27 protein-coding genes are annotated in these 23,068 nt (G+C 60.1%); 7 read left to right on the top strand and 20 right to left on the bottom strand.

The annotated features are described in order from the left end of the window. Positions 1–183: 183 nt before the first annotated feature. The gene (locus CH290_RS26945) at positions 184–564 is read right to left on the bottom strand and encodes a hypothetical protein (RefSeq protein ID WP_141216174.1); all 381 of its coding nucleotides are present in this window, start codon (positions 562–564) and stop codon (positions 184–186) included. Further along, on the bottom strand, positions 561–878 hold the full coding sequence (locus tag CH290_RS26940) for a hypothetical protein (protein WP_033188240.1): 318 nt from the start codon (positions 876–878) through the stop codon (positions 561–563). The genes CH290_RS26945 and CH290_RS26940 overlap by 4 nt, the downstream gene beginning before the upstream one ends. 133 nt (positions 879–1,011) lie before the next feature. Here CH290_RS26940 and CH290_RS26935 point away from each other — a divergent pair, with 133 nt between their 5' ends. Next, the gene (locus tag CH290_RS26935) at positions 1,012–1,203 is read left to right on the top strand and encodes a hypothetical protein (RefSeq protein WP_141216173.1); all 192 of its coding nucleotides are present in this window, start codon (positions 1,012–1,014) and stop codon (positions 1,201–1,203) included. A 40-nt stretch (positions 1,204–1,243) separates the two neighbouring features. Beyond that, positions 1,244–1,612 (top strand): hypothetical protein, encoded by a 369-nt coding sequence (locus CH290_RS26930; RefSeq protein ID WP_033188242.1) that lies wholly within the window; start codon positions 1,244–1,246, stop codon positions 1,610–1,612. Between the two features lie 154 nt (positions 1,613–1,766). On the opposite strand, the gene CH290_RS26925 is transcribed toward CH290_RS26930, so the two are convergent. The 8 genes from CH290_RS26925 to CH290_RS26890 form a co-directional block, all read right to left on the bottom strand. Further along, positions 1,767–2,291 (bottom strand): hypothetical protein, encoded by a 525-nt coding sequence (locus CH290_RS26925; protein WP_033188243.1) that lies wholly within the window; start codon positions 2,289–2,291, stop codon positions 1,767–1,769. A 380-nt stretch (positions 2,292–2,671) separates the two neighbouring features. Next, a complete protein-coding gene (locus tag CH290_RS26920) occupies positions 2,672–3,295 on the bottom strand; it encodes a hypothetical protein (protein WP_141216172.1) in 624 nt (207 codons plus the stop codon). Then, positions 3,292–3,525, bottom strand: coding sequence for a hypothetical protein (locus CH290_RS26915; RefSeq protein WP_141216171.1), 234 nt, complete (start codon positions 3,523–3,525; stop codon positions 3,292–3,294). The genes CH290_RS26920 and CH290_RS26915 overlap by 4 nt, the downstream gene beginning before the upstream one ends. Positions 3,526–3,596: 71 nt before the next feature. Next, positions 3,597–3,848, bottom strand: a complete 252-nt coding sequence (locus CH290_RS26910; RefSeq protein WP_033188246.1) for a hypothetical protein — start codon at positions 3,846–3,848, stop codon at positions 3,597–3,599. 134 nt (positions 3,849–3,982) lie between these two features. Next, positions 3,983–4,363, bottom strand: coding sequence for a histone-like nucleoid-structuring protein Lsr2 (locus CH290_RS26905; protein ID WP_033188338.1), 381 nt, complete (start codon positions 4,361–4,363; stop codon positions 3,983–3,985). 290 nt (positions 4,364–4,653) lie between these two features. Next, a complete protein-coding gene (locus tag CH290_RS26900; RefSeq protein ID WP_033188247.1) occupies positions 4,654–4,860 on the bottom strand; it encodes a hypothetical protein in 207 nt (68 codons plus the stop codon). A gap of 134 nt (positions 4,861–4,994) precedes the next feature. After that, positions 4,995–5,180 (bottom strand): hypothetical protein, encoded by a 186-nt coding sequence (locus tag CH290_RS26895; RefSeq protein ID WP_141216170.1) that lies wholly within the window; start codon positions 5,178–5,180, stop codon positions 4,995–4,997. Positions 5,181–5,297: 117 nt separating this feature from the next. Next, the gene (locus tag CH290_RS26890; RefSeq protein ID WP_052083036.1) at positions 5,298–5,744 is read right to left on the bottom strand and encodes an Hsp20/alpha crystallin family protein; all 447 of its coding nucleotides are present in this window, start codon (positions 5,742–5,744) and stop codon (positions 5,298–5,300) included. A gap of 217 nt (positions 5,745–5,961) precedes the next feature. On the opposite strand from CH290_RS26890, the gene CH290_RS26885 reads away from it, so the two are divergent. Then, positions 5,962–6,300: a hypothetical protein gene (locus CH290_RS26885; protein ID WP_230620865.1), complete on the top strand. Its 339-nt coding sequence runs from the start codon at positions 5,962–5,964 to the stop codon at positions 6,298–6,300. A 355-nt stretch (positions 6,301–6,655) separates the two neighbouring features. Here CH290_RS26885 and CH290_RS30990 read toward each other — a convergent pair whose 3' ends face one another. Further along, on the bottom strand, positions 6,656–7,828 hold the full coding sequence (locus CH290_RS30990; protein ID WP_080748614.1) for a GGDEF domain-containing protein: 1,173 nt from the start codon (positions 7,826–7,828) through the stop codon (positions 6,656–6,658). A gap of 761 nt (positions 7,829–8,589) precedes the next feature. Here CH290_RS30990 and CH290_RS30415 point away from each other — a divergent pair. Both CH290_RS30415 and CH290_RS26875 read left to right on the top strand, forming a co-directional pair. After that, positions 8,590–8,736, top strand: coding sequence for a hypothetical protein (locus CH290_RS30415; RefSeq protein WP_170947657.1), 147 nt, complete (start codon positions 8,590–8,592; stop codon positions 8,734–8,736). A 436-nt stretch (positions 8,737–9,172) separates the two neighbouring features. Next, on the top strand, positions 9,173–9,829 hold the full coding sequence (locus CH290_RS26875) for a TetR/AcrR family transcriptional regulator (RefSeq protein ID WP_170947510.1): 657 nt from the start codon (positions 9,173–9,175) through the stop codon (positions 9,827–9,829). A gap of 260 nt (positions 9,830–10,089) precedes the next feature. On the opposite strand, the gene CH290_RS26870 is transcribed toward CH290_RS26875, so the two are convergent. The 5 genes from CH290_RS26870 to CH290_RS26845 form a co-directional block, all read right to left on the bottom strand. Continuing rightward, a complete protein-coding gene (locus CH290_RS26870; RefSeq protein ID WP_033188250.1) occupies positions 10,090–10,857 on the bottom strand; it encodes an SDR family NAD(P)-dependent oxidoreductase in 768 nt (255 codons plus the stop codon). 74 nt (positions 10,858–10,931) lie between these two features. Continuing rightward, on the bottom strand, positions 10,932–11,276 hold the full coding sequence (locus tag CH290_RS26865) for a cupin domain-containing protein (protein ID WP_033188251.1): 345 nt from the start codon (positions 11,274–11,276) through the stop codon (positions 10,932–10,934). Between the two features lie 166 nt (positions 11,277–11,442). Continuing rightward, positions 11,443–12,945 carry a peptide MFS transporter gene (locus CH290_RS26860; RefSeq protein WP_052083015.1) on the bottom strand — a complete coding sequence of 501 codons (1,503 nt, stop codon included), beginning with the start codon at positions 12,943–12,945 and terminating at the stop codon, positions 11,443–11,445. Positions 12,946–13,965: 1,020 nt separating this feature from the next. Further along, positions 13,966–14,358, bottom strand: coding sequence for a hypothetical protein (locus CH290_RS26855; RefSeq protein ID WP_141216169.1), 393 nt, complete (start codon positions 14,356–14,358; stop codon positions 13,966–13,968). A gap of 681 nt (positions 14,359–15,039) precedes the next feature. Then, positions 15,040–15,315, bottom strand: coding sequence for an aminotransferase class III-fold pyridoxal phosphate-dependent enzyme (locus CH290_RS26845; protein WP_080748615.1), 276 nt, complete (start codon positions 15,313–15,315; stop codon positions 15,040–15,042). Between the two features lie 964 nt (positions 15,316–16,279). On the opposite strand from CH290_RS26845, the gene CH290_RS26840 reads away from it, so the two are divergent. Continuing rightward, positions 16,280–17,416 carry a Glu/Leu/Phe/Val family dehydrogenase gene (locus tag CH290_RS26840; RefSeq protein ID WP_230620866.1) on the top strand — a complete coding sequence of 379 codons (1,137 nt, stop codon included), beginning with the start codon at positions 16,280–16,282 and terminating at the stop codon, positions 17,414–17,416. 201 nt (positions 17,417–17,617) lie between these two features. Here the strand turns inward: CH290_RS26840 and CH290_RS26835 are convergent, their stop codons facing one another. Together CH290_RS26835 and CH290_RS26830 are read right to left on the bottom strand one after the other, a co-directional pair. Then, the gene (locus CH290_RS26835; protein WP_052083018.1) at positions 17,618–18,247 is read right to left on the bottom strand and encodes a TetR/AcrR family transcriptional regulator; all 630 of its coding nucleotides are present in this window, start codon (positions 18,245–18,247) and stop codon (positions 17,618–17,620) included. Between the two features lie 339 nt (positions 18,248–18,586). Continuing rightward, complete coding sequence (locus tag CH290_RS26830; protein WP_033188252.1) at positions 18,587–19,732, bottom strand: acyl-CoA dehydrogenase family protein; 1,146 nt, start codon at positions 19,730–19,732, stop codon at positions 18,587–18,589. A 69-nt stretch (positions 19,733–19,801) separates the two neighbouring features. Between CH290_RS26830 and CH290_RS26825 the strand changes: the two genes are divergently transcribed. After that, the gene (locus CH290_RS26825) at positions 19,802–20,266 is read left to right on the top strand and encodes an acyl-CoA thioesterase (protein ID WP_080748630.1); all 465 of its coding nucleotides are present in this window, start codon (positions 19,802–19,804) and stop codon (positions 20,264–20,266) included. Positions 20,267–20,431: 165 nt separating this feature from the next. Here CH290_RS26825 and CH290_RS26820 read toward each other — a convergent pair whose 3' ends face one another. Together CH290_RS26820 and CH290_RS26815 are read right to left on the bottom strand one after the other, a co-directional pair. Further along, positions 20,432–21,532 carry an alcohol dehydrogenase catalytic domain-containing protein gene (locus CH290_RS26820; RefSeq protein ID WP_033188253.1) on the bottom strand — a complete coding sequence of 367 codons (1,101 nt, stop codon included), beginning with the start codon at positions 21,530–21,532 and terminating at the stop codon, positions 20,432–20,434. Between the two features lie 54 nt (positions 21,533–21,586). Further along, on the bottom strand, positions 21,587–23,035 hold the full coding sequence (locus tag CH290_RS26815; RefSeq protein ID WP_033188254.1) for an NAD-dependent succinate-semialdehyde dehydrogenase: 1,449 nt from the start codon (positions 23,033–23,035) through the stop codon (positions 21,587–21,589). Positions 23,036–23,068 lie beyond the last annotated feature (33 nt).

Raw genomic sequence — 23,068 nt, 5'->3', positions numbered from 1 at the left:
TTCTCGCATCGGCCCGGCACGAGTGGAGGGGAGTGCCTGGACCGGGAAGAAAACTACCGTCATCTCGGATGTTGGATGCAGCGAGAGCGCCGAAAGGTTCCCGCACTCACCGACGACACCCGGCAGAACGGCGATCCTGCGCACCGACCGCGGCGGGTTCTTCGGGGCCTGTAGCGCGGGGTGTCACCCGGTAGCTGCTGTAGGGCGGGGGCGAACGAGTGCTCGGTTCGGTGGGAACCCTGCAGTGTCGAGGGCTGCGTGGAGGGCGCCGGACTGCTGGGATGTCCAGTGCGCGGGATGGGTGATCACGACCTGTTCGGGGGGTGTCAGAACTCCGATACGGCGGGCGGCTGCGGCGCCGCACTGGGAGAGGGCATCGGCGAGGATCTCCTCCAACGGCTGCGCCGTAGCCGCAGGGCCTCCGGTGATGGGGAGTTGTTCGACCACACCGTCGGTCGTCAATGTCACCGACGCCGAGGCATGTGTATCGAACACGTCGAGCGTGAGCACCAACAGCTCGTTCACCAGATCCGTCCCTCCCACCCATCTCGCCCCGAGACTCATGCCGTTCGATAGTTGCTGTAGTACTGCAGCCGGTCAGCATCCGGCGTCGACACTCTCACGACCTGCCGCGGCTGTCTGCCGTTCGAGCTCGCGTCGTCTGTGCGCGCCCGGGGCGTCGATCGAGCCAGGGGCGTCGATCGAGCCAGGGGTTGGCGCTGCGCCGGTGCCCTCACCTCGTGATGAGCTGTGCGTTCGGCGTCGGCAACACCGCGCAGCAGCGCCACGACGTCGGCGATGGCGCGGCGGGTGCGCGGGTCGTCGGGGTCGTATCCCTCGTCGATCACTGCTCGGCGGTACTCTGGGTCTTGTTCCACGTAAGGGTTGGACGCAGCCGAGAGTGGATCGGTTCCACCGGGTAACGACGATCACACCATCTGTCCCGTGTCGAGTGGAGCGAGGCCAGTTGTTCAGCGGACTGTGTCGGTGGGTGAGCTGATAATCGCTGGTATGAGGATCCGAACGTTGCTCGGCCCGCCGCTGCCGCACGAGATCGTCCGTGACACCGCTACCGCGATCGTGCTGTCGATGACCTACGAGAAACCGGCGAGCGTGCAGAATGATGTGCTCGCCGAGCGGATGCTGCGGCCGGCGCCATGCAGGGCCCGGCCGCAGCACGAGCGGGATACCCGCGCGAGGTAGCGCGGGGTTCGTGTCGGTGCCGCGTACTACTGTGCGGGGCATGCGCGAGAGCGAGACTGCGGAGGTGGCCGGTGTGTCCGAGCGCGTCCTCGACGAGCTCGCCCAAACACTCGCCGAGAAACTCGACGTGCTGCTCGACCGGCTGACCGATCGCGCTCTCACCGTCCCCGACGCGGGCACCTCGGCGTGGCGGGAACACTGGCTCGAACGCGACAGCGAAACCGGACGCCAGCACCACGCCCGGCGGCTCTACATCCGCGCTGTGCTCGCCAGCCGAGCAGGAATCGGACTACAACAGGCGTCGATACCGCCCACGGCCGACCCGACACCTGCGATCACACCCACCCCGCGTGCGCGGACTGCGCGTCGGCGCGCCGATCACAACGACAACCAACTAGCGATGTTCTAGGAAATTTCTTCGCCGGCTGCGGGAACCATTCGGGGCTGCGGCGCATCCGACTGTGTGGAGGGGTGGTCGGCCGTCTGAGGGGGAGGCCTGCCACCCCTCTCGAACCTCGGCGGACTACTTACCCGCGATGAGGCTCAGAAGGACACCGTGGTTCTCAGCCAGCGCTACCTGTACCCAGAAGTGAACCGAGGTCCGGCAGCGCCGGTGCGGACTCTCCGATGGTGACGATGGGTGATGCCTGCGCCACGGTGTACGACGTCCACGGCACAGTCGCCAGCACCTCGGTCAAGCCCGGGTAGTCGGAGATCCACACTGTCGCCGGGTCCACATTCTCGGTTCCGCACGTGGCCAACGCGACATAGGATCCCGCGGGAATGTCGGTGACCGACTGTGTGCTGACTCCGGGCTGGCCGGCAGCGTCGGTCGAGTACAACGTCTGTCCTGGTCCGATGACCTCCCAGACCGGAGGCAAGACACCACCCGGTGCCGGAGCCAGCGATGTAGCGCACGTCAAAGCACTGCCGGAATTGTTGGTGATCGTATTGGTCACCGTCGAACCCTCGACGGTGAACGCGTAGGTCACATCCGCCTGTTCTGCCGCTGACGCCGCTGCCGGAAAAGCCAACAATGCTGGGGCACAAACACACACACCGAGAAGCACCCGGTTGATCGATCGCATGACAATCCTTGTCGTCGAGTGAACAATGTCCGACTCGAGAGTGTGCAGCAAAAAAGACCAACAGGCATCTTTCGGACCGAACGCAGCAAACCACGACGGAAACCGGCTGACTCCTCGTTGCGCCAGCCACTCGTGTCGAGGCGGCTGCCCCCGCGGCCACATCTCAGTTCGGGGGCTTCCACATGGCCCGGACGGGTCATCCGCACACGTGGAAGCAGCGCGATGTACGTTGCACGGCACCGAGATCAGGAACCGGTGCGCGACACCTCGAACACGATCGAAAAAACCGATGCGATGCTGCACTGCGCCTGCGCACAGTGGTTCGCGTCATCGATCAGAATCTTGGGGGTTCGCCCCGGCGGCCTGGTGCTGTGGCCAGCTCACCGGTGACGGTCGTCGAACTCCGACAGCAGAGCCGCCAGAACCCGCGACCGTGCCCGGGTTGCTGCGTGCGTGGGGATGCTGTCCGCTGCACGGGGTGCACTCATACCGGCAACTGCCGCCACGACCACCGAGGTGATCTCATCGATCCGTGTTCGCTCTCCGGCAGAACAGTCCGGTCGTGGTGTGAGCGCGTGGGCCATCCAGGCGGTCAACACCCGGTAGATGCTCGGCAGACCGGTATCAGCTGCTGTCGTGCTCATTTCCAGAGCATGCAGCGCACGCACCACCGGGTCGGCGGCCGCCTGCTCGACCAACGCTGTCGCGCACGCCGACACAGAGTCGACAGCGGTCATGCGGGGGTAGCGGCGAGCTGCGCACAGGGCGCTGACCCGGCGGTGCCCTTCGACGTACACCGCGGCCACCAGCCCGCCTCTGGACCGATACATCCGCAGCAGACGATCGCGGCCGATCCCAGACGCCGCATGGACCGCACCGATCGACACCGCACCCACACCGCGTCCGAGCACCAGCAGGGCCGCCGCCTCGATCGCAGCGTCGTGCGCCCGGGCGTCCCTCGGAGGTATCCCGGCTGGTGGACGGGGCGAATCGCGTGTGCTCACGTCTCGGAGTGTCGCGCCGCGATACCGTTCACAGTGTTTCGGTGCCGGATGGCCCGCGAGACGAGGACGAGGACCGCGACTGCCGCGGTGGTCAGAGCGGCGTCCGGAGCACCGGCGGCGGCGGAGATGACCGCGAACAACGACACAGCGCCGAGGATATCGAGAACCGCCCGCAGTGCGGCGGTATCGAGCAGCACCACTGTCGGTGACGTAGCAGAACCCCCAGGCATCGACGTGGACGCCGCCGATACGGCAGGTGCAGCAGCCGGCGTAGTTGTCGGCCGCGGTGATCGGTGCGCGATCACCCCTCTGAGCGCTCGCGGCGAGCGGCGACGATGTCGGTGTCATCGGCGAACATCAAGGTTCCGTCGGAAAGGGCGACCGCCCAGCGGCGCGGTGTGCCCCAGTCGCGTCCCACCGCCTCCGCGGTCAGCACGAAGTCAGCGAAGTCCTCGACGAGGGTGCCGGACACGATCTGTCCGCCTGCACGCCGCACTTGGACTGTGTCACCAACACCGGCGTCCACGTGTGTGAGATGTCCCGATGTGCTCATGACGGTATTGAAACAGACCGCGCTGGTGGGGCGACGCGCGCACCCAGGGAGTACGGGCCGCACTCGCGGTGTGCGGCAACGGTTGCGATCGCCGACGTGCCGGCGCGCAGACGCGCAGACACGCAGGCGGAGGGTCAGTGCGCTGCGTCGTACGCGTCGACGATAGAAGTGGGGATACGGCCCCGGTCGGCGATCTCGTATCCCTCGTCGGCGGCCCACTGCCGGATCGCGCGCGTAGCGGCAGGAGCACGTGTAGGTGCGCTCGCAGCCCTGGACGTCGAGGAAGGTGTCGATCCGCTGCCTGCGGGCTTGGGCCGGTGCCGGCGTCCACCGGTGCGGGTAGCGTGGTCAATGTAGTAAGCGAGTTTGCGGTGGAACTCGGCAGCGTTCTTCGCTTTCAGGTCGATGACGTAGTCCACTCCGGCGACGGAGAATTCGATGGTTTCACCGGCGCCGTCGTCGATGACGGAACCGTCGAGATCGTCGACCAACTCGACGGACACTTTCTTGGCCACGATGCGTGGATACCTTCCGTTCGGCGTGTGCTGCTTGTCGGACTCGAGCGTAGCCGCCGTACACGGGGCGAGAGAGAAAATGCCCTCGCACGCAAATCGTGTGCTGGAGTGTAGTGCACCGCAAACGACCAGACCGGCCGTTGTGTCGGTTGTGTCCGAGCCGCGCCGGCGGACTGCCATGTTGATACTCAGATATGTTGTCGCGCTATCGTTTTGATGCAGTCAGTCATGACCGGGCTCAATCCGAACCGGGCCGAACACACTGCCCGAATCCCAGTCGAGGATCTCTATTACGCCGCGGAGAGCTCTCGCGCCGTCATATCGAACCGGGTAGGGATGCCCTTGTCCGGGCCGCCGCCGTGGCCGACCCGCCGCAAGGCGTAATCGATCATCGCGTGGTCGTGGTCGTGGTCGTGGTCGTGGTCGGGGTAGGTGTGGTCGGCTGCTCGCCCGCTGTCCGCGGTCGACCGGACAGGTTGCTCGACCATCGGCGTCATCTGCCTGATCCCCCCTTCACCGAGCCGAGTATGCGCATTGGCCGTGGGCGCGTGAGGGGCGGCGGCAGGGCGTCGACACCTGCCACCGCCCACCTGACCCGGCGGCACCCCACAGTGCTGCCGAGAAGCGCGGCTCACGCGGCAGCGGGATGCAGGGTCCGTGGATACCCGTCGTCGTCCATGTCGACGGCCCGCTGCTGATCGACGAGATCGGATGCAGTACAACTTTGTTCACTGATATCGATGCCCAGTACCGTGGCCCACCACTGCTCGCGATCCGGGTCATCGGGCCATACCACCGGATCCAGCATGTCCATCACCGAGAGTCACCTCCGTCATCTTTCACTCTGCCTGCGTTCGGCACATTGTCAGAAAGGGGGTGGAGTTCCCGGCAACGACTCGGCGGTCACTGCCGGGAACGAACGAAGCCGAGACGGTCAGGTCGACTGCGTTTCGATCGAGCGTTGACCGCCGCTGCTGCCTGCGCTGATGTCGATCTTGCGCGGCTTGGCGCGTTCGGCGAGGGGGATGGTCACCGACAGCACTCCGTTGTCGTAGGACGCGGAGATGCGCTCGGTGTCGACACCGTCGCCGAGTGCGACCTGTCGGCGGTACGTCCCGGCGAATCGTTCCGATGAAATCCACTGCACTCCATCGGTATCGGGTGCGGTGCGGTGGGCTGTGAGAGTGAGGGTGCCGCGGTCGACATCGACGTCGACCGAGCCCGGGTCGACACCGGGAAGGTCGGCGGACAGAACGTAGTGATCGTCGAGTTTGTACAGGTCCATCGGCATGAACCGGGGTGCACGATCGGAACCGCTCGAGGTCCCCAGCATGGCCGAGGTAATCGAATCGAGGTCACGGAACGGATCGAAGCGAAGCACAGCAACCACCTCCTGTATTCCCAGATGCACCCGCCCCTGTAGCGGGCTGCTCTTGACTGTGCGAAACAGAAATTAGCACTCGAAGGCCGCGAGTGCCAAGATGGTGTTGCAACTTTTTTCGAGAATTTTTCGGGGCAGGCACCGTCTCACGAGGACGGTCAATGATGCTGCGCGAGCACCACATCGGGCAGTGTGCGACAAGGCGAGGAGGATCGCGATGACAACGAACACGATGGTTACGAATACGCCGAGCGGCAGTGAGATCACCGGTGGTCCGGGTGTGCGGCGGTGGTGGAATCGGCGCGCGTTCAGCCGGACCGAGAACACCGATTCGGCGTTGATGATCGGCGCGCTGTCGATCGTGAGTTTCTGGGCCCCAGGCCTTGGGGTTGTGCTGGGCATCCTCGCGATCTGTGCCGCGCTGTGGGCTGACCGGAGCCCGATGCTGTCGGGACCGCGCGCGACGCGCGGGGATGCAGCGCTCGCCTACGGCGCCGGGATCCTCGGGGTCATCCTCGGGATCGGGTTCCTGGCCATGGTCCTTCCGAACTGGTGACCTGCCCTGGCCGAGAACAGCCTTCGCGAGTTGAGTGTTTTCGAACTGGATGCGGCGCTCGCCGACACCGAGGAACAACTGCGTACGGCGCGCTGTGAGGGCGCGCCGGCGGCGGAGTGCGGGACTCGAGGTGGCCCGGCGCCGGCTGCTCGACGATTTCGTCGACGCGGACTCTGATAGGGGCCCGACGATTCGGCGGCGCCACGACGGTCCGAGGTATCGAGCTGAGCGTTAACTGCCGATCACCCGGGTGGCGCTACGGCGATACTGTTCAGCTATGGGAGACGAACACTGCTCGTAGTGTCAGCGCCGGGTAGCGGGCGCGGCAGGACGGAGGGGTTCGGGATCGGACGCTTCACGGACGGTGCTGCGCGAGTGTGAGTGTGCCGCAGTGGTGGGCGCGGTCGCGACCCGCTGTTTTCGCTGCGTACAGTCCGCGGTCGGCGGCGCGGACGATGGAGTCCACCGTCCGCTCCACCCCGAGACGGGCTTGGTCGACGGGATTCGATTCACCGGTAGTCGCCGTGTCGGGGGCGCCGCGGTCGATGCGGGTCGGCGCGATCCTGGAGGCGTCGTGGGGTGTCGGCTCGACCTGGACTGTCACCGACCCGGCGCTGACGGTGACTTCGCCGCTTGGTCGGACTGCTTCGACGATGGTGGTTCCGAGCGTCGGATGCGCACCGGGCATGAGGAGAAGGAACTCTTCGCCTCCGATGCGGGCGACGATCGATCCGGGCTCGTCGGATCGGGTCGCGGTCTGTTCCAGTGTCCGGGCGATGGTGACGAGGACCCGGTCACCGGCGGCATGTCCGTGGGTGTCGTTGACGGTCTTGAAGTGATCGACGTCGACTACGACAGCAGTCAGGGATGCGGCTTGGCCGCCAGCCGTGCGCAGTGCCGTCTCGGCGGCGGCGAGTAGTCCACGTCGGTTCAGCAGGCCGGTCAGTGAATCGGTGTTGGCGAGTGTCTCCAGCCGTTGGTTGACGGCGGTGATGGAGCGTCGAAGAGCGAGGATCAGGGTTACGGGGACCAGCACAGTGGTGACGGCCGCGCCGACCGCGATGATCGTGACGGCGATGCCGGAGGATTTCATAGCAATGACGGACAGTGTGGTGGCCATGGCCATCGATGCTGTGGTCAAGGCTGCGGTGACGCGAGGCGGGGAACCCGAAGCAGCAATGGCCGGTACGACGGCGAGCATGGAGGTCACTGCGCGGGTTCCGGCTGGGTCGGCGATCAGGTACGCCGAGATCGCTACTCCCAGCATGCCTCCGGATCCGAGGATCGTGAATTGGGTCTCGGTGAGTCGGCCGGCGCGGACAGCGATCACGACCGTGAGGGCGGTGAACGCGACTATGGCGGTCAGGATCGGTAGTGCACCGGGCCGAAGGAAGGAGGGCTCGATCAGGGCGATGGCGAGCATCGGTAGCGCCCCGGAAGCGCTGGCGATGACCATGCCTGTGCGGGTGTCCCACCGTGAGCCGGTAGTGGAACGCGGGGCAGTGGGTCGGGGGTGGTGCATAGTCATCCTCGGGCGCCTCTGATCCGTTAAGTATTCAACTTTGTCCGATCGTGGCGCGCGGATGAACGTTCCCGGCATACGACAACCAGTGGGTCGGTAACACCCGCAGTCAGTGCAAGTCAGCATGCGTGCGTAACCAACGCTGACGGTCTCACCCCGAACACGCTTGTTCGAAAGCGCTGTGTCAAACAACACAGGTAGCAGCGAAGCCTATCCAAAAGGCGACGAGGGCGTCGACGATGTACGTTTGCCGCTCCGGCGGTGGGGCGGTACGCCTTGACGAGCAGATTCTGTACAACCCGGTCGTCGTATGAACAGCGCCGATCGACACTGAAGTCATGCCGCGCCCAGGTCCGAACAGGGCTCTAAACATCAATAGTGCTGAGCTTTGATTGCCAAGTCGGGCCAATCCGGCACCCCGCTGCATGGCCCAGCGACGATGTCAGTACGTAGCTGATAAACACTTCTTGGGTGACCCGCGGGGCCACCGCGCGTCGATACCGTGATGCCCGGAATTTGAGCACGAACACCGCGATCCCGGCCGTCGATGCACACTCGTTGCGAGTGCCCGGCCATCCTACCCCCAAGTGCGTCGAGAAAAATCCGGACAGACTGTCAGAAGGTTCGCCGCTCCTGGCAATGCGACATTGCCCAGTAGCAGTGGTGCCGCGCAGCGGCACCAGTCAAGGCCGTCTGTAATGCCGATACGGCAGCACTTTCCGCTATGATCTTTGCCTTATCATGCGCCTAAATTTTTGCGTACAGCGATGATGTCGGCGTCGGTCGTCGGCGACGTCGTCAAACTCCAAGGCGCGAGGGAAGCAGCGAAGTCCTCTCCCAAGGGTGCCGCCCAGGTCACGGCCGCAATCTCACCGCGCAGGAACAGTGTTGCCTTTGCTCAGCGTCGAGAGTAACGAGCGAACGGTGCCGCTCGTATCCGCCGCGTCGCCGATGTCTGCGGGGACGTTGATGAGCTACTGCTTCTGACTTCGGGTTGGCTGCCGGTGCCGCCGGTCGAGTGCATGTTGACCTGGCTTTATGACCTCTCTAGAGGGTTCCGCTAGGTGCGCGGGTCAAGGACGTCACACAGACGTGTGTACTTCCAAAGTCGTTGGTGAACGCAGACGTCGATTTGTGCACGTGACATCCATCGCCTTGCGGGGAAGGCCAGCGGGCCGAGGTGCAGCCCGCGACGTCGAGCAGAGGGCAGTTGATCGATCGGGGGGATCGTTCTCTTCGAGTGGGCCACGCCGAGTTGTTAAATTGCAGTAAAATATACTCAGCGTCTCTGGACTGACCGCAGCCGAGCGCCCGTGGCATATGCTGAAGGCCGTACAGTTTGGAGGGACGATGCCGACGAAGAGTGAATCGCCAGTCATAGACGGGCGGATGGTTCGCGGGAATCGGACCCGGAAGCAGTTACTCGATGCTGCCCTGCAGCTATTCGGAACCAAAGGCTTTGACGCGACAAGTATGAAGGACCTAGCGGAATCCGCGGGTGTTCGTGCGCCCTCTATTTACAACCACTTTGCATCCAAAGAAAGCATTCTTGCCGCAGCGCTGGTTGCTGGACTGACCAAGTTTCAAGCGTATGTTATGGGACCGGACAATCCCGCTGAAAGCGGCTTACAGCGCCTGGAAGGCGTAGTGCGACGCCATATTGTGTGGCAGACGTACGGAACCGGATCCGTCCGCGCAGCGGACAAACTCCTGGAATCTATTGCAGCGGGTGAAATTCTGACGGTGTCTGCTCGCCATAATATTGACGAGCTTCTGCTTCGATACAGAGAATTTGTTGACGGCTTGATCGACGAATTGAAAAGTAGTTCCGATCTCGACCTCCCCGCGACACGGGTCTGCACATCGGCTGTATTAATGTTTTGCGATAGGGCCCACTCATTGCATGGTCCCGACGCGGACGTTGACCGACGCCAGATCGAAGATGAAGGCTGGACGTTGGTTTCAGGGATGCTCGGTCTTCGATCTGTCCGCTTACCAATGAATTGAGTGTAGTAATCCTTCGGCAAAGCTCCAAAATCTACACTTCGATGCGCTAGGCGACGCCCAGTTCCTCCGAACCAATGTAAACAATCCTAGAGCTGATCGGTATAGTACCTTGAGATTGCTTGCATCGGCGTTCCGGCATCGATGCTGCATTGCTGTTATTGGCGAAGCTGCACTCGAATGGCTTAGCAGGGAATCGGCACGTCCCGTATATCGGCACAAATTTGAAGCGCAGTACTGGCTTGCAATCAATGTCTAAATATTCAAGCCAGCACACCACCGTCGACCGGTATGACAGCCCCAGTGGTGTAGGACGACATGTCCGAAGCGAGATACAGAACGGTCTCCGATACTTCCTCTACCGTGGCATCACGCGGAATCGGTTGCATAGCAATATGTTTACTGTAGTCGAAGTTCGGGTTACCTTCGAACTGTTTGAGCTCTTTCTCGAGCATCGGTGTGGCGACACTCGACGGCGCGATGGCGTTCACCCTGATATTCGAGTAACAGTACGTCCGCGCGGCCGTCTTTGTTAAGCCTATGACGGCGAACTTGCTCGCAACGTACGCTGCATAGCCCCATGTACCCTTCAGCCCGAAGATGGATGCAGTGTTGATGATGGAACCACCACCGGCGCGTTCAAGGGCAGGGATAGCAGCTCTCATCCCCTGGAAAACGCCTGTTTGATTGGTATTCACGACCAAGTCCCACTCCTCGTCGGAGCATTCCGTAACAGAGGATATCTCGCAGACGCCGGCGTTATTGACGAGAATATTCAAGGCACCGAACTCTGACTCCGCCAGGTCGACGGCGGCCCCCCAGTCGGTATTCGATCGGACATCGAGGTGAGTGTATACCGCGCGTCCGCCGACATCGGTGATCGACCGGGCAACGGCCTCGCCAAGGTCATCGAGAAGGTCGCAGACAACGATCGAAGCACCCGCTGCTGCCAGGCGTCGCGCATGGGAAGCGCCCTGACCGCGGGCTGAGCCCGAAATCAGGGCGACCTTCCCCTCAAGGATTTCAGCCATATAGATAAATCCTTTCAGAACTAGTCAGCAGGGAACACACTCCGTGGACCACGTGAGCACGGCGGTCGGCCCCGCTAGCTGTGGTGCGCGAACAGTTTGCGTAGCGTATCGTGGACGGTGATCGTTGCCGGATCAGTCTTGCGGAGAACGCATAGGCTGCCTTGAGTCAACTCCTGAACTTCTTCACGGTTCTGAAATTCGATAGTGGCGCGGCCGCTGATCACAATGAACGACTCGTCGGCACGGAAATCGCGAATGGTTCCTGCGGACATTTCCCACAGGCCGTGTGTGACCGACCCGTCGGCTGACTGCCAGATTTTGCTGTACGACACAACGGGCGACCCATCGACCACTCTACTTTCTTCGATCGAATACTGCTGAAGCTTCTCTGTATGCGCGTTTCGCACGAATCCGTTCATTTGCTAGACCCTATCTCGTATGCGGCTTGGTTCGCGCACTTCGCTTGCACCCTGATATGAGGTGAACTGTGGTTGGCTTGGTGGTGGAACAGTCTGAAACACGTGCGTATGTCACAGCCTTCTGAATAGTTTGATCCTAAATTTTGGTAGTGTCTGGGTACGGTCGTCAAGCATTGATACGTTGAAAGTTTCGCTGCGCAGAGACAGCAAGTACGCACGCAGCGACGAAAGCAATGACAGTGAGTAGGCCGAAGTACGTGGTTTCAGATGTCTTGGTGAAGATTCCACCAAGTACGCCCGCCAAAATAGAACCAACTCCCAGGCAAAGCAAGACCGCAGCCAGGCCTTGGGTCTTGAAGGCAAGGGGTACGACTCGTGTGGCGACCGATAAGACGATCGGTAGGAGAAAGGCTTCTCCAAATCCTGCAACAAGTAGACAGATTATTACCAGCAGGGCCGGTATCTCTCCGTCAGAGTAGGTACCCGCAAGCAGGTAAAGACCTGCATGAGCGGCACCCATAAGTGTGAATCCGATGGACATCTTCGTCATAGGCTTTGGCTGCCGTACTCCTAGTCGAGTCCACAACGCGGACAGCACAGGGCTGATTCCGATCGATCCGATTGCCATTACGGTGACGAACCACACGTCTGGAATTGCCCAGGACCCGAGACTTGTATCCACACTCTCGGTGACAAAGAGTGGAACGGTCGTGAACACCTGATACGTATATGCAAAAAACACGAGACCCGCGGCACAGATCGGGATCAGACCCCAGACTCGGGTCTTTTCCACCGAGGTGACACGTGGCGACCGCAACATGACCGTGAAGTAGAAAATTACCATAACCACGGACAGCACCGCCAGCGTCGTTGCCAGGTTTTCCCCCGTGAGCGCCCCGCTGAACCATAAGACCGCAATGAAACCCACGAACGCTGCACATAAAACGCCAACGAGATGCCATTTCGTGGCCTCGATCGGGTTTCGAACTATGGCCGACTGGGGTGGCAGTTTAGCGTAGACGGTAGAGAACTGGATAAGGCCAAGAATCATTCCGATGGCCGCAAGGCCGAAGGCAGCGTGAAAGCCCCACGAACTTTGAGTGATGCCCATCAGAAGCGGACCTAGTACAGAACCCATATTCGTGGAAGCAATAAATATAGTGAACCCAGCGTCTCGGCGCGTCTCAGAGCGCTCGTACAACATCCCAACAATGGACATAAGGTTCGTTTTCAGGGCTCCGGTGCCGACAATGATCAAGAAAAGACCCACGGCAAGTCCTGTTACTCCGTTGACAACACCCAGCACGACATGGCCAGCGGCGATGACAATCGCACCGATCAGAACCATTTTCTTAGGGGCAATTATGCGATCGGCAAGCCAGGACCCACCTATTGATGTGATCTGGGTCAATCCACCGTAAGCGCCGGCGATACCCACTGCTACGAGCGGATCGATCTCGAGACCGCCCTCGGCCATGGAGTACAGCAGGTAAAAGGTAAGAACGCCTTGCAGTCCGTAGAAGCTGAACCGTTCCCAGAGATCTACCAGCGTGAGATTCCAGAAGAACGTAGGCTGTCCGAGGGTCTGGGTCTCTCTATGCGAGCCTGCGGCAGTAGTGTCGACGGGAGAGCCTGTATCAGGGCCGTTTGAGTCAAACATCCTGGTCATATCTTTCCTTTGAGAGCAGAGGATCGGTAAAAGCTGCTAGACAGAACCGTCGATGATCGCCAGCGGCCCCCGCAGAACGCCGTGTGTGGACACGAAGATTCCGGGGACCGGTCAGTGACGGCTTCTAGCGGCCGGGCACGTCCGCGTTTAACACAACGTGTCGACTATCTCTTACAGCAGCGATTACGCCTGCGGCTGTGGGTGTACGACCCCTTTCGCAGATTTTCTTACACCGGGCTCCGGAAACGCAATAGTCGAGCAACCTTACTGGTCGAAATCGACCAGGCAGATTGCTTGAATCAACGCTTGGAGAGCAGAATTCGGCTGCTCATACGGCGAAGTCATCAAGGTCGCCGGGCGAACGAGAACTCCTGGTTGCGATGAAACTAAATGTACGATCGATCATTAGTAAACTACCACTCATTTGGTTGCTGGATCAGTTGAATTGCTGAAGTTTTCAACTTCGTAACAATCCGCGATGGCACATGGCCCCCAACTGTTGACCACGCCGTTGACTCGCACCTTGCTCATGGTCCTGGCTGTCATGATTCAGACAGTTGTTGTCCGCTACCTGCAGTGCGGACAGGCTGTCGGGGTTGTCGAACCGATCGAGTTGCGGTGGCACTTGTCCAGTGACTGGCTGGACGAAGCTGCGATCGTCGTACCAAGACGACCTAGTCGCGGTATTCGTCGGCGCATTGGGGTTGCTGGTTTCGGCGGTAGAATCGTGGGTCGTGCGCCAGCTGTTCTGTGTGTGGGCGGGGACTAGCTGTTCCCATGGGGTAGCTGATTCGTGGAAGACGACAGTCCGTGTGCCTCAGTAGATGTTCAGTTCGGTCATCAGAAGCTCGCCGCAGTTGCTGAGAGAAGTATCCGGCGCGGATCTTGAGCCGGACGGAACCCGCGGCTCGGCGGGTGCTCGTCTCGTCCCGTTTGCCGGCGCAGGTGCGTGGCGAGCGAAAGCTGAAGGGCGTGACGGTGGGGCTGTGGCACCGGATGGGTGCGAGATTGGCAGTCGAGCTACTTCATAAGACTCTCCAGGATGTCCCTGGGCTTGCCAGGAATTGCCGCCGATCGGCCGTCGACGAGATGTACCAATTCGAAGGCAAAGGAACTGCGGGGATAGGCGTTCTGTGCCAAAGTCACCTCCATCCCGAGTGATGATCTACCGACGTTGCGAAGTACTACATCGACGTCGACATTGCCGACGAGGAGTTCATGTCCGAACGAGGCCTCGATTTGGGCAATCACGACGTCCTCACCCGTAAGCAGCCCATTGGTGAAGTGGGACAGCGCATCCGCATATGCGGTGGTGGCAAGTTCCAGTGCGAGGTACGCGGGTACATGGGCCTCGGTAATTGTCGATCCCTCACGAGTGGGCCGATGGCTCAGGGACATTAGACGCCGGTACATGCCGGCGACCTTACCGTTCCCGCTCGCCACGCTGCACTGGCTCAGGACGAAGACGCCGTACCGGGACGAAGACGCGTCAGGAGGCGTACAGTCACTCCGTGCCCAAGATGCATGTTGGGTGTTTCGGCTTCACGCAGAAGCGCACCGATCGTGTTGGCTTGATCAATTATGTTCAACACAGGTCCGTGCGCGGCGAGGTGGACGAAAACTGTGCGTAGACGAGTCTTGTCGTTGGCAGGGCCTTGTCGTAGAGGCGGATGCCGTCAACGGCGAGACCGACAGCGTGATACGACTTTTCTACGTCCATGCCGCAGAACACGGCGTGAGTCGTATCCATGAAGCAGTCCTTCGTCCGATGTGCCACCATCGGTCGCCGAACAGACATCGATATCCGATACCCACGGCATGAAGACCTGCTCACGATCAGCGGCCTTGTCCCTATCGGGTTGCCACCACCCCGGGATACCACCCCTGGATCGTTGATGACAGGGCGAGAAGTCATGCCAGGTCTGGCGACCGCAGTCCTCGGTTTCAAGGACGCTTCCGAGATTACGGGCATCGTCCAGATATACCGCTTGTCGTCGTCGTCGCACCGTGCTAGTTAGCCTGTCAGCGTTGTCCGAGTAGGGCCGAGTAGGGCCGAGACTAGGGTCCAACACTCGTCCTGCACCTGTTCTACTCCTACGAGACCTTCATGCCAATTTGCATCCTTGGCAACATATCCGCCACTGCCGCCACGATTGACGGATGGCTATGACCTGCGATGAGGGGCCCCCACCCCATCACGAAATCAACATATTCTTGCCCGGCAACGTCCCACACGCGTGGACCGAACCCGCGTTCGACGAACAGAGGATGTGGTTGCATGGAAGCGCGCAGGCCCGAGCTGACCCCTCCTCCCAAAAACGCTTTACAGTTCTGGAACGCGGTCGATGACGTTCGCAGGTCGGCGGCCATGTTGTGCCCTTCCGGGTGCTTCGCAGGGAAAAATCAATCCAGGTCGATCAGAGTCGTTCGGACTCAACGGACCTACTAGACGGAAGGTTCCGGCGTAGCAGGCCTTGGGCATCGGCGGTGTCGGCGTTCCTCTGAATACGAACAATGATTAGTATTCTAACATCGGTCGCCGCAGCTGCATGCTATCGCGACCTTCGGGTGTAGAGACGTGGCTGCTTGTCCGGTCGTGCTGCCAGTTCGGGAACGTGACCCGGCGGAAGAAGTGCGCTCGGCCGCACTCGATACTATACTAACGACCGTTCGGGTATATTGTACCTACCTGGGGTGTCCTACACCCAACGCGACAGTTTCTACCGCATCGGACATTGAGTCCTCGTTGTTGGAGGACTTGAGTCATTGTGGGTTCAAGTCGCGTAACGGTGACATCCGCCCCTGACAGGAGGCGAGTAACTTGCAGTCATCTACATGAAGAGGGCCGAGTGCGTCAGTGATGTGTTTGCCCCTACCTGGATGTTGACCGCTTCGCGGCCAGACAGTTCTTTCTGGTGATCTTCGTGAATACGATGTCCTCGTCCCTACAGCCGCCGTCGAATCAGTCTGAAGTTACTGGCGGCCGGCGACCTGGCCTCCGATGAGGAGGGCCCAACATATCAGGCTCCAGCATTGGCGCGTCGTCAACGCCGCGGAACCTGCGGAATATCGAGCCCTAGATCCGGTGTCGCGTCCGGTAAGCCAGCAACCGCTGCGATCAGGTGCTCATCGAGGGCGAAGAAAGTACCTCCAAGCCTTGAGACCCCCCAACAGATCGGACTGAATTTTGAGCGCCACACTTTCCATACCCTCGGCTTCGCAGGACGTCCGGCCTAACCCGTGGAGCGAAGCTCAACGCCAGCTCAGCAACGCCACAGACATTCTGGGGTACGACCAAGGTCTACATTCGATCCTGTCGACTCCCCGAAGAGAAGTGACAGTTGCGGTGCCGTTGCGTCGTGATACAGGCGAGATCGAGACTGTGATCGGTCATCGCGTCCAGCACAACACCTCCCGCGGCCCAACCAAGGGAGGTCTGCGTTTCAGTCCAGATGTGAACCTGGACGAAATCAGAGCTCTTGCGATGCTGATGACATGGAAGTGCGCTCTAGTCGACGTGCCCTATGGTGGCGCCAAAGGGGGTGTCGTGATCGACCCTCGTCGATACACCAAACCCGAGCTCGAACGCGTTACGCGCCGTTACACATCAGAGCTGATATCTGTGTTGGGACCCGAACGCGACATCCCGGCTCCCGATATCGGTACCGATGAACAAACTATGGCGTGGATCATGGACACCTACTCCGTGAGCACCGGACACACAGTCGCCGGCGCCGTGACTGGCAAGCCTCTCGCCCTCGGTGGCTCAGTGGGACGAGCAAGCGCGACAGGTCGAGGTGTCGTCGATATCGCATTGCTGGCGCTGACGCATTCGGGCCGGACGCCAGCGCTGAGTACAGTTGCGGTGCAAGGGTTCGGTAAGGTCGGTCGTTCCGCAGCGAGATTTCTGTGCGATGCCGGGCTCAAAGTGGTTGCGATCTCAGATCAGTTCGGTGCGGTAGCTGATCCGGACGGTCTGGATGTGTCGGCGCTCGAAATCCATGTAGACGCGACCGGATCCGTGGTCGACTTCGAGAATGGTACGAAAATCAGCGGAGCTGAGCTGCTCGAGCTCGATGTCGATCTTCTGGTGCCAGCTGCAGTGGAGGGGGTGATCAACTCTGACAATGCCGGACGTGTCAAGGCAAGCATCATTGTTGAGGGTGCAAACGGACCGACCACCACGGCTGCCGATCAGATCCTCAGCGAACAGGGCATTTTGGTCGTTCCCGATATTCTTGCCAACGCGGGTGGTGTGGTGGTGTCCTACTTCGAGTGGGTTCAAGCCAATCAGACTTATTGGTGGGATGAGCATCAGGTTGAGCAGCGGTTGCGAACCAAGATGGAGAAAGCGTGGGCTGCGGTCGTGGGACGTTCGACCGCGCAGCACCTCACCCTCAGGGACGCCGCGACGTGCCTCGCGGTCGAACGGGTCGCGGAAGCCCACTTGTTGCGTGGTCTGTACCCTTGAAAATTTGCGGCCACAGAGTATCGGCGGAGTACGAGCCGACAGGATTGGAGGTGACGTCGAGTTTGAGCAGAGTAATGAGAGAGGGGCCACTGCGTCGTAGGGACGGCGTGGTGGGTGGCGGCTACATCCGCGTTGGACAACGATCCAGGACCCTGGGGAGAATTCGTCCTAAGCCGCGACGAATCGCGGGCGCGAGCCTCCTCAGATTCTGAGCATTCCTTGAACTAGAAACCAGACGTCGTCCTCAATGCTGGTGGAACCGGTTGCATTCTGGGGTGAATTGACCCATTGCGGAGATCGATCACAAAGATTCAAGATGGCCGCTCTGCACATATGGGTTGGCGGTGTTCGGCTATCGCTCGTTGCCGCTACTTGCAATATGAGCGAGTCGACGAGGTCGTGATAATTCGCTCGTATACCTGTGATTATGTCTCGCTGGGTTTCTGTGAGTAGCTCACCAGCGGCAACCGCATCCAAAAGTCTGTCTGCGAACTCGGCCCTCCTAGCGAACTTGATCTGGTGGCGGGCATGACGCCGAACAACTCCCTCTAGTCGGGCCGTTGGATCGAGCTCGGAGTCGTCATTGTCGATTACGTAGTCTTGGAATTTCTGTAGACCCCAGGTCAATGCAGCAAATAGCACACTTTCCTTGGAGTCGAAGTGATTGTAGACAGCGGGTGGTGACACTCCGGCCTCGTGCGCCAGGTCTTTCATGGTCGTCGCGAAAAAACCGCGTTCGCCGAAAAGTTTCAATGCCGATGCAAGCAGCTGTACACGAGTGCGGTTGCCGCGCGCGATCCGGCCATCGGACGCAGTTATCAATTCCGACATCCTGAATCCGGCCTCCAGAGCTGGTGAAGAATCGTACACTCGGCTTTCGCAATTTTTTCGCAACAATTGCGTGTGTGATAAATCTTACCACGCCCGCGAGGCTGGACTTCCGCGATGGGATAAGCCACTCGATAGATCAATCGGGTCGTCGGGCGGGTACCCACCTTCGGAAAATCTCAACTGACAGACAACGAACATACCCGAACAGCGGTGGTGTGTAGGTGAAATTGGTCTGATGAACAACAAGCGTAGTCGAACTCCGGGGCGCGATCCCGTTAGTTTCTTGCCTGTCGCACCGAACCGCCGCCCGGGGCCGGAGGGAAATCAGCCGCGCAAGGCTCACAATCCGAGGTCGCGACCAATGATCTCTTTCATGATCTCGTTCGATCCGGCCCAGATCTTGGTCACTCGTGCGTCCATCCACGCGCGCGCAACGCGGTATTCACGCATGTATCCGTAACCCCCGAACAGCTGGACACAATGATCGAGGACATTGTTCTGCAGGTCCGCACACCACCACTTGACCTTCGCGGCGTCGACAGCGCTCAGGCCGGTGCTGGAATGCTCAACCACGCAGGCGTCCACGTAAGCCTGGGCGACGTCGACCTTGGTGACCAGTTCAGCAAGCAGGAACTTGTTGTGTTGGAATCCCCCGATAGGACTGCCGAACGCGGTACGACTCTTCGCGTATTCGATGGTTTCGAGCAAAATTTGCTTCGCGTGGGCCAGATTGGTGGCTGCGCCCCCGAGTCGTTCTTGGGGCAATCGCTCCATCATGGATACGAATCCGGTACCGGGCTCGCCCAGCATCGTGTCCGCAGGGAGCCGCACTCCGTCGAAAAACAGCTCGGCGGTGTCAGCCTCGGGCTGCCCGACCTTGTCTAGCTTTCGGCCGCGCTCGAAACCGGAAAGCGTTGCATCTACAAGGAACAGGCTGATGCCGCGCGCGCCCTTGTCGGGATCGGTGCGCGCGGCAACAACGACGACGTCGGCTGTGTACCCGTTGGTGATGAAGGTCTTAGATCCGTTCAGAACCCAGTCGGATCCGTCCCTGACAGCGGTGGTCTTCAATCGTGCGAGATCAGAACCTCCTGAAGGTTCGGTCATGGCAATCGCTGCAACGACTTCTCCCGCCGCCATGCGGGGTAGCCACTTGCTTTTCTGCGCGTCCGAGGCCAGGTCCACGATGTACGGTGCAACGATATCGAAATGGATTCCGAAACTTGCAGCCAAGGCCATATTGACGGCTGCGAGCTCCTCCATCACCACCGCGTTGAAGCGGTAATCCTCGGCTTGGCCACCATTATAGGACTCAGGAATTTCCAGCCCTAGAATTCCTTGGATGCCGGCCTCCCGCCACACCGCCCGGGGTATGAGCTTGTTCTCTGCATGCGATTCAACAGTCGGCAACACATGGCGACGAATGTACTCGCGCACTGCACCTCGAAATTGTTCGTGATCTTGGGTGTATATAGACCGTTTCATTGTCCACCTTTTCTCGTATGTTTGTTGCCAACTAGCAGCCCTAGCAGGTGATCGGGTATGTTCAGTGAAATGAGCGCACTTGAATCTTCTGGCGAGTCGTCGGCAGAGACGTACTCGGTTCTGTGGCCTATCGACACACGTTGGGAAGACAACGACCACTATGGTCATGTCAATAACGTGAAGTACTATTCTTACTTCGATTCAGCCGTCAACGCTTGGTTGATCAGCGAATCTCGCGCAGATATCCGCAAAATGTCCGCTATTGGCGTCGTGGCAGAGACGTCGTGCCGATACATACGTGAACTTACCTTTCCGGACCGATTGATGGTCGGTATCTCCTTAACCCGATTAGGAACCCGCAGCGTAACCTACGGTTTGGCTTTGTTTCGTCTTGATGACAACGGGAATTTGCAAGCAGCAGCCATCGCAAGGTTCGTGCACGTCTATGTTGACCGAACTACCCGTAAACCGACTCTAATTCCAGAGGCTATCCGTAGAGTGATCGAAAGACATCTAATGCAGAACTCTGCGTGACGTCAAATCTGCTAACTCGACCACGAGAACATATTCAAATGGAAAGCCCGAAATACAGAATCCGCCTCTGTTAGAACTGCCAGCAGGTTGGCTCGAATCGAATACTGTCATACAATCTCCGGTCCCCGCCGGGAACCAATTTGTTTGGTAGTAATATCTCCAAAGTTAAGGGAAAGTGATGATCTGACGAAGCGCGTGGCCGGTAGCGAGTGCATCCATTCCTTCGTTGACTTGATCCAGCGTGATCGTGGCTGAAATCAGCTCCTCGACGGGTAGGTGCCCGTTGCGCCATAGCTCGACGTACCGAGGGATGTCCCGTGAAGGGACAGCTGAACCCAGGTAGCTACCAACGATCGTCCTAGCTTCGGCGACCAAACCGAGTGGCGAGATGGTCGATTCAGCATCAGGCTTCGGCAGTCCGACAGTGACCGTAGTTCCGCCCGGCGCGGTAGCTGCAACTGCTGCCTCGAAGGCAGCAGCGCTACCCACCGCCTCGACGACGACGTCGGCCTTGCGAAGGCCGAGTGTGGTCGGTGTGTAAACATCCGTTGCTCCGAGCCTTCGCGCGATGTCGAGCTTGTCCTCTACCGCGTCGACTCCAATGACCGGCCCGTGTCCTAGTGATACGGCGACGAGAAGCGCCGCCATACCCACGCCTCCCAGGCCGACGACCATAACGGACTGCCCCCTGCGCGGTGGTGCGGTATTCAACAAGGCGCCGCCGCCGGTCAGAACCGCACATCCTAGAACAGCCGCAACACCAGGCGGTACGTCGTCATCTACGGCGACGACCGAACGCCGATCTACCACAGCATGACTCGCGAAACCGGAGACACCGAGATGGTGAGCTACCTCGACACCGTTGCGGTGCAGACGACTTCCGCCGTTCAGTAGTGTGCCAGCGTTGTTGGAGGCCGATCCTGGAATACACGGCATTCTGCCGTCGGTCTGGCACCCAGCGCAGAATCCGCAGCGCGGCAAGAAGCTCATGACGACCCGTGTCCCAATCTCGATATCGCTGACTCGTGACCCAACGGACTCGACCACTCCTGCGGCTTCATGTCCGAGCAGCATGGGTACCGGGCGCGGGCGGGTTCCATTGATCACCGAGAGATCGGAGTGGCATAATCCCGCTGCTTCGATCCGAATCAGGAGCTCGCCGTCTCGCGGGTTCCCAAGTTCGAGCGTGCTGATGGTCAACGGTTGAGTCGTCGCGTATGGGCTTTCGCGACCAATCTCTTCGAGGACGGCCCCGCGGATCTCCATAGTGGGTTCTTTCTTCAGTGGTGTGATGGCACATCGGGCTCGGAGCTCGGCCTATCAGGTGAAAGCCAGGTACTTGGTTTCGAGATACTCGTCGATGCCCTCGGACCCGCCCTCGCTACCCAATCCGGATTGTTTGACTCCACCGAACGGGGCAGCAGGGTCGGAGATGATGCCTCGATTGATGCCAACCATGCCACTCCCGATCCGAGCGCTTATCCGCATGGCGCGGTCGAGGTCGCGTGTGTACAAATATGCGGCAAGACCGTACTCGGTATCGTTTGCGATGGACACAGCTTCGTCCTCGGTGTCGAAACCGATGATCGGCGCTACGGGCCCGAATATTTCCTCTTGCAGTATTCTGGCGTCGGCTGGGACGTTGTCGAGAACCGTCGGCGCAAAGTACCACCCGGGACCGGTGGGGGCGCTCCCGCCGGTACGGACTCGTGCCCCGGTCGCCACGGCATCGTCGACCAGCCGGGCAACGTCGTCGAGTTGGGTTTTGTTGATCAATGGTCCGACGTCGGTGGCGGGGTCGGAGCCCGGACCGATTCTCAACGCCGCAACTCGCTCTGTCAGTTTGTAGGTGAACTCTTCTCGCACGCTGTCGGCAACAATGAACCGGTTGGCCGCGGTGCACGCCTGGCCACCATTGCGCATCTTCGCCGACATAGCGCCATCTACCGCAGCATCGATGTAGGCATCGTCGAACACAATGAAGGGTGCATTGCCGCCGAGCTCCATGGATGTACGCAGAACCTGCCCCGCCGACTTTTCGATCAGTGTCTTACCCACTCGAGTCGAACCGGTGAAGGTGACCTTGCGCAGACGAGCGTCTGCCATGAGGGGTCCGCTGACGCCGGACGCCGATGACGTCGGAAGAACAGACAACACGCCAGGTGGGAGGCCAACTTCGTCGAAGATCGCGGCCAACGCAAGCATTGTCAAGGGCGTTTCTGAGGCTGGCTTGACTATCACGGTGCATCCGGCAGCCAATGCTGGTCCGATCTTCCGGGTACCCATGGCAAGTGGGAAATTCCACGGTGTGATTGCAAATGTGGGTCCGACAGGTGATTTCGTTACAAGGATCTGCCCATTCCCTGACGGTGACGCTGTGAATCGACCGTTGATTCGCACCGCCTCTTCGCTGAACCAGCGCAAGAATTCGGCGCCGTAGGCGACCTCACCCCGGCTTTCTGAGATTGCTTTACCCATTTCCATAGTGATCAGGGACGCAAAATCGTCTGCTTTGTCCACCAGGAGCTCCCACGCAGATCGCAGTAAATGTGAGCGAATCCGCGGGGCCGTTGCCGCCCAGTCGTGCTGTGCGGCAACGGCGGCATCGAGAGCGCGAATTGCATCTTGTCCGCTCGCGCTCGCGATCGAGGTGATTACTTCGTCTGTGGATGGATCGTGCACATCGAAAGTGCCGCCATCAGACGCTGAAACACTTTTTCCTATCCACAAACCTCTTGGTACGGTAATGGATAGACGTTCGAGCGACATAGCGATTGTCCTTGCATTGAAGGGCGGTGTGAG

Origin of the sequence: Rhodococcus sp. 06-156-4 (assembly GCF_002259345.1) — a bacterium.
In the GTDB taxonomy this organism is placed as follows: domain Bacteria; phylum Actinomycetota; class Actinomycetes; order Mycobacteriales; family Mycobacteriaceae; genus Rhodococcoides; species Rhodococcoides fascians_E.
This window is presented reverse-complemented; position numbering and strand designations above follow the sequence as displayed.